The sequence below is a fragment of the Micropruina sp. genome, from assembly GCF_027492755.1.
In the GTDB taxonomy this organism is placed as follows: Bacteria; Actinomycetota; Actinomycetes; order Propionibacteriales; family Propionibacteriaceae; genus Micropruina.
The window spans coordinates 1-5,708 of record NZ_JAPUED010000094.1 but is presented as its reverse complement, the minus strand read 5'-3'; the positions used below and the strand labels follow the sequence as shown (position 1 = coordinate 5,708).

Sequence of the window (5,708 nt, the reverse complement as noted above, 5' to 3'; positions counted from 1 at the left end):
CGGGTCCGGGATGGCGGTCGTCGGCTTCCCCGGCGAAGAGTGCCAGCAGGTCGATCACGGTGGCGGCACCGGTGCGGCTGGAGAGCCACTGGGCGGTCTGCGCCCGGCGGCCGGGATTCGCCGCCTCCGGCCGCAGCCGCTGCAGCACGTGGTCGGCGGTGATCAGGTAGGCGGCCAAGTCGGGGGTGGGGCCGGCGAGGGTGTCGAAGGTGGGCGAGTCGTCCAAGCCCGACGAGTACGGATGCAGATAGCAGGGCTGCGAATCCCGGACGCTGTCGCGGTACCACCAGTCGTGATTGGCGCGGGCCCGGTCGATCATCTCGGCGAGGAAGGCCTCGTCGGGTGCCGCCGCGTGCAGCTGGTCGGCCGTCCAGAGCAGCAGCGGTGGCTTGGTCAGCGGCACCTCCGCACCGAGATAGCTGGAGCCCTGTTCCTCCAGCCGCCGCTGGTCCGCGGCCGGCAGGTCGCGTCCGTTGGCCAGCACCCCGGTGTCGTGGACGACGTCGGGCAGCTGGCCGTCCGCAGCCTGCGGCTCGGTGACCAGACGGACCTGGTCGCGCGCCAGTTCGGGATGGCCGTGCCGCAACCCGAGCGCGATGAAGTAGGCATCCCACTGCCAGGCGCCGACATAGCCGAACAGCGACGGCACCACCGCCAGCCGCTCCGGGTGCGACCGCAGCCGCACCGTGTTCAGCCCCAACGTGCGCCAGCACAGCCGAGTCGTGGCGGCGAAGCGTTCGTCGACGACCGGGCAGCGGGCGTCCCAGTCGGCCCAGCCGGCCGCTTGGGCCGCGGCGGCCTCGACATGCCGGCGGAGGTCGACCGCGCCCGAGCCACCGCCGACGTGCCAGCGCCAGGCGCCCGCTCCCGGATCCGCCTGCCGAGCCTGGCCGTCCGGGTCGCGCCAGGTCAGTGCCCCGGCGCCGGCGATGCTGACCCCGGTGTCGTCGATGGCGACCTCGGGCGAACCGCTGCACCGCAGCCCGGTGAAGAGCACCGACTCGGCCAGCGGCCGCTCGTACTCGGCGGCGTATGCGGTGAGATCGTCGGCGCCGGTGACGACGAAGACCCGCGAACCGATCGCCGAGAGCGGCAGCGTGGCCGGAGTCGGTGCGGTCATTTGCCGCCGAGCCCCGAGGACGCCATCGAGTTCAGGATCTGTCGCTGGGCGACGATGAACACGATCAGCATCGGAATGGTGGACAGTGCGGACGCCGCCATGATCAGCCCGTAGTTCACCCCCGCGTACTGGCCCTGGAACTGCGACAGCAACAGCGGCACGGTGAACAGCTCAGGGCTGTTCAGCAGCACCAGCGGCAGCAGGAAGTTGTTCCAGGCGTCCAGCGCGGTGATGATCGCCAGAGCACTCAGCCCGGGCCGCAGATTGGGCAGGATCACCGAGAAGAAGATGCGCAGCCGGCCGCAGCCGTCGATCAGCGCCGCCTCTTCGAGTTCGATCGGCAACGACAAGATGAACTGGCGCATCAGGAACACCGCGAACGGGTTGACCAGCATCGCCGGCACGATCAGCGACAGGTGCGAGTCGACCCAGCCCAACGTGCTCATCACCACATAGGTGGGGATCAGCGTGACCTGCTTGGGGATCATCTGGGTGGCCAGGAAGATCACGAACAGCACGCCGGAGCCGCGGAATTTGATCCGGGCGAATGCGTAGCCCGCCATGGCCGAGGTGATCAGCGTGCCGACCACGCTGAGCACCGCGATGTAGGCCGAGTTCCAGTACGCCAGCGGGAACGCCACCGCGTTCCAGCTGTTGATGTAGTTGTCCCAGGTGAACGGATCGGGCAGCAGCGACAGCGGCGCGTTGAGCAGCTGGCCGAGGGTCTTCACCGAGGTGAGCACCATCCAGATGAATGGGAACACCATGGCCAACGCGGCGATGATCAGCCCGGCGTGCATGACGATCGGGCCCCAGCGCAGGCCGGGGCGGGACGTCGTGGCCTCAGAGGTCATAGTTCACCAGCTTCTTCTGGGCGGCCAGTTGGATCATGGTGACCACCAGGGTGATCAGCAGCAGGATCACCGAGGCCGCACTGGCCACACCGAACTTCGCCGACCGATAGCCGACGTCGTAGATGTGGTAGACCATCGTCCGGGTCGCGTTGTCGGGGCCGGCGTCGTTGGTCAGCACATAGACGATGTCGAAGGTCTGGAAGGACGAGATCACCGCGACGATCGTCGAATAGAAGATGATCGGGCTGATCAGCGGCATCTTGATCCGGAAGAACTGGCTGACCGCGCTCGCGCCGTCGACGGTGGCGGCCTCCAGCACGCTGGGCGGAATGTTCTTCAACCCAGCCAGGAAGATCACCACGTTGAGGCCCATCGACGACCAGATCGCCACCATGCAGACCGCGATCAGGGCGAGCCGCGGATCGCCCAGCCAGTCGGGCGGCGTGATGCCGAACACGGTGGCCAGGAATTCGCTGATCATGCCGTCGGCGCGCAGCATCTGCTGCCAGATCATCGCCACCGCGATCGACGAGGTGACCACCGGGGCGAAGAACATCACCAGGTAGATCGACCGGGTCTTCAGCTTCTCGAGCAGTGTGGCCACCACGATCGAAGCACCCAGGCCGACCGGCACGGTGATCAGTGCGATGACGAAGGTGTTCACGATCGAGCGCAGGAAGACCGGATCGGTGAGCTGGTCGGTGTAGTTGCTCATGCCGATCCAGCGGATCGGTCCCAGGCCCGACCACTTGGCGAAGGACAGGGCGAAGGTGAGCGTGAACGGGATCAGGACGAAGACGATCATGCCGATCGTCTGCGGCGCGACGAAGAACCAGCCCCACCAGCGGTCGCGGCGCCGCCAGGAAGGCGGGCGTCGGCGGGCCTGAGGCAGGCCCGCCGACTGTGCGGTCACGTTACTTCGCCTTCGCGATCAGATCGGCGACGCCGTCCAGGGTCTCCTGTGCGGTCGCCTTGCCCTGGTACAGCGGCAGGAACTTCTTCTCCGCGATGTCGGTCGACAGACCGGGCACCCGGGCCTCGGCGGCGTAGTTGACGAAGCCGCGGTCGCGCATGTCGAGGAAGGTCTGCGCGTGCTCGGGGTAGCCGTCCAGGACGACGTCGTCGGCACCCTTGATCGACGGGACGGCGTTGCCCCCGCCGGCCAGCCGGATCTTCTGGCCCTCGGCGCTCAGGTACTCCGACCAGAACAGCTTGGCGGCGTCCGGCACCTTGGTGGCGGCGTTGATCGCCAGGTACGAGGCGGCCAGACCGGTCGACGGCGGGGTGCCGTCCGGGCTCGGCCAGTCGACGATGTCGTAGTTCTCCGGCTTGCCGGCCTCCTTCAGGGTGCCGATCGTGTAGCGGCCCTGGGCGAAGAACCCGGCCTTGTGGCTGATGAACACCGAGTCGGCGCCGGCGCCGGACGGCAGCGTGTCGGCCACCACGAAGGTCTTGTCCTGGAACAGCTTGCCCAACTGGTCGACCGCCGCCACCGACTTCGGATCGGTGTTGGCGACGAATTTGTCACCGTCGTAGGCCTTGCCGCCCTGGCTGGAGATCCAGCCGTAGTGGGTGGCCCAGTAGTTCCAGAACATGGTGCCGGTCTTGCCCTTGGCCTTGAGCTTGGCGTTCATCGCCAGGAAGGTGTCGGTGGTCCACTTGCCGGCGGCGGCCAAGGTGGCGGGATCGTCGGTGATCCCGGCGTCCTTCAGCGCGGTCTTGTCGTACCACAGGGCGTCGGGGTTGACGTCGTTGGGAGCGGCGAAGATGCCGTCGTCGTTCGTCGCAGCGCCGAAGGTGGCCGGGTTGAAGGCGTCGTAGGGTGCGACGGCGTTCGGTGCCTTGAGCACGTCGGTGACGTTCAGCAGGGCGCCCGAATCGACGAACTGGCCGATCTTGTCGTCGCCCACGTAGAAGACGTCGGGCGCTGTCTTGGAGGTGAGCTGGGCGAGCAGCTTGGCGTGGAAGTCGGAGTAGGACGGCACCGACTGCAGCTTGACGGTGATGTTGGGGTGCTTCTCCTTGAACTTGGAGTTGAAGTCCTCGTAGCGCTTCAGCTCCGAGGGTGAGCCCCAGGTCGACCAGACCACGGTCGCCGGGGCGGTCGTGTCTCCCGAACTGGGGGCCGGTTGCTGCCCGCTGCTACCGCCACAGCCGCTCAGCATCAATGCCCCAGCCGCTGCCGCGGCGAGGATCGTGGACCGTTTCGAGGTCATCTGTGTGCTCCAATCGCCGTCGATTTGGTACAGGGTATTTTGTATACTGTAGATCGCGCAAGAGCTTTGGTCGCAGCTCTCGATTTGGGCCCCCCGCCGTCCTGCACTAGACTCAGCTGTCGGTCACCTGTGTCTCAGGTGCGTCCACGTTCAGATTGGGAGCAATGGCGAAAAAGGAAGGTGCCCTCGAGCTCGAGGGCCAGGTCGTCGAAGCACTGCCGAACGCGATGTTCCGGGTGGAACTCGCCAACGGCCATCGCGTGCTGGCCACGATCAGCGGCAAGATGCGGCAGCACTACATCCGTATTCTCCCGGCCGACCGAGTCGTCGTCGAGTTGTCGCCCTACGACCTGACCCGTGGCCGCATCGTCTACCGGCACAAGTGATCCGCACGACATCATCCACCACCGGTTCCGGCCGTTGATCCCCGAGCCTTTGTGCCCGGGGACAGTTCTGTCCGGAGCGACGAGTCAGAAAGTTGCTCGATGAAGGTTCAGCCGAGCGTCAAGAAGATCTGCGACAAGTGCAAGGTCATTCGCCGGCACGGTCGCGTGATGGTGATCTGCGACAACCCGCGGCACAAGCAGCGCCAGGGCTGACCTGGTCTGCGCCGTAACGGGCCGCAGCACCGGACGGCGCGCCGTCCACCGCCCTCGTCGCCTGATGACGGGGCGGGCCAACAGAAGAACGTGATCGCACCAGCCGGAGCAATCCAGCTGCCACCCCCGGTCGGAGGCCGGGGCCCACGCCGAGGCGGCGAGGGGACGCATCACGCCAGACACCTCCGCGGACCGGGCCGACGCCCCGTCCGGAACTGAAAGGAAACGCCTCATGGCACGCCTCATCGGGGTCGATCTGCCGCGCGAGAAGCGCCTCGAGATCGCCCTCACCTACATCTTCGGCATCGGCCGTACCCGCGCCGCCGAAACCCTGGCCGCCACTGGTCTCAGTGGCGACATCCGTGTCCACCAGCTGACCGACGAGCAGCTCGTTGCGCTTCGCGATCACATCGAGGCGAACTACGAGACCGAGGGCGACCTGCGCCGCACCGTCGCCGCCGACATCCGGCGCAAGATCGAGATCGGCTCCTACCAGGGCCGCCGCCACCGCATGGGCCTGCCGGTTCGCGGTCAGCGCACCCGGACGAACGCCCGCACCCGCAAGGGCAAGAAGAAGGCCGTCGCCGGGAAGAAGAAGACCCGCTGACGCGGCGTCTCCTAGACACGAGATACCAGGAGTACTGAGAACACATGGCTACTGCAGGCCGCACCAAGGCTCAGGCAGCTTCCAAGACGAAGCTGCGTCGCAAAGAGAAGAAGAACGTCACCGCCGGTCAGGCGCACATCAAGTCGACGTTCAACAACACCATCATCACCATCACCGACCCCACCGGTGCGGTGATCTCGTGGGCCTCCGCCGGCACCGTCGGCTTCAAGGGCTCGCGCAAGTCGACCCCGTTCGCCGCCCAGATGGCCGCCGAGGCCGCGGGTCGCCGCGCCATGGAGCACGGCATGAAGC

Annotated in this window: 8 protein-coding genes; 4 read left to right on the top strand and 4 right to left on the bottom strand. The window is 66.9% G+C overall.

Annotated elements, in window-relative coordinates; all coding sequences use genetic code 11:
* From Q0066_RS06475 to Q0066_RS06460, 4 genes are all read right to left on the bottom strand, one after another.
* On the bottom strand, positions 1-1,120 hold a 1,120-nt coding region (locus tag Q0066_RS06475), incomplete at its 3' end, for a hypothetical protein (protein WP_298131270.1).
* Positions 1,117-1,974, bottom strand: coding sequence for a carbohydrate ABC transporter permease (locus tag Q0066_RS06470; protein ID WP_298131267.1), 858 nt, complete (start codon positions 1,972-1,974; stop codon positions 1,117-1,119). The genes Q0066_RS06475 and Q0066_RS06470, both read right to left, overlap by 4 nt.
* Entirely contained in the window at positions 1,964-2,887 is a 924-nt protein-coding gene (locus Q0066_RS06465) for a sugar ABC transporter permease (protein ID WP_298131265.1), read from the bottom strand. The genes Q0066_RS06470 and Q0066_RS06465 overlap by 11 nt, the downstream gene beginning before the upstream one ends.
* 1 nt (position 2,888) lies before the next feature.
* Complete coding sequence (locus tag Q0066_RS06460) at positions 2,889-4,190, bottom strand: sugar ABC transporter substrate-binding protein (protein ID WP_298131264.1); 1,302 nt, start codon at positions 4,188-4,190, stop codon at positions 2,889-2,891.
* Between the two features lie 164 nt (positions 4,191-4,354).
* On the opposite strand from Q0066_RS06460, the gene infA reads away from it, so the two are divergent.
* The 4 genes from infA to rpsK all read left to right on the top strand — a co-directional run.
* Complete coding sequence (gene infA, locus Q0066_RS06455) at positions 4,355-4,576, top strand: translation initiation factor IF-1 (RefSeq protein WP_298131262.1); 222 nt, start codon at positions 4,355-4,357, stop codon at positions 4,574-4,576.
* Between the two features lie 99 nt (positions 4,577-4,675).
* Positions 4,676-4,789 (top strand): 50S ribosomal protein L36, encoded by a 114-nt coding sequence (gene rpmJ / locus Q0066_RS06450; protein WP_002514836.1) that lies wholly within the window; start codon positions 4,676-4,678, stop codon positions 4,787-4,789.
* A 232-nt stretch (positions 4,790-5,021) separates the two neighbouring features.
* On the top strand, positions 5,022-5,396 hold the full coding sequence (gene rpsM / locus Q0066_RS06445; RefSeq protein ID WP_298131259.1) for a 30S ribosomal protein S13: 375 nt from the start codon (positions 5,022-5,024) through the stop codon (positions 5,394-5,396).
* 44 nt (positions 5,397-5,440) lie between these two features.
* Positions 5,441-5,708, top strand: a 268-nt coding sequence (gene rpsK, locus Q0066_RS06440) for a 30S ribosomal protein S11 (RefSeq protein ID WP_298131257.1), incomplete at its 3' end; no start/stop codon positions are given.

Excerpts from the sequence above, each read along its gene's own strand:
- Q0066_RS06470 (WP_298131267.1), bottom strand. The coding sequence starts at position 1,974 with ATGACCTCTGAGGCCACGACGTCCCGCCCCGGCCTGCGCTGGGGCCCG.
- Q0066_RS06460 (WP_298131264.1), bottom strand. The coding sequence starts at position 4,190 with ATGACCTCGAAACGGTCCACGATCCTCGCCGCGGCAGCGGCTGGGGCA.
- infA (WP_298131262.1), top strand. The coding sequence starts at position 4,355 with ATGGCGAAAAAGGAAGGTGCCCTCGAGCTCGAGGGCCAGGTCGTCGAA.
- rpmJ (WP_002514836.1), top strand. The coding sequence starts at position 4,676 with ATGAAGGTTCAGCCGAGCGTCAAGAAGATCTGCGACAAGTGCAAGGTC.
- rpsM (WP_298131259.1), top strand. The coding sequence starts at position 5,022 with ATGGCACGCCTCATCGGGGTCGATCTGCCGCGCGAGAAGCGCCTCGAG.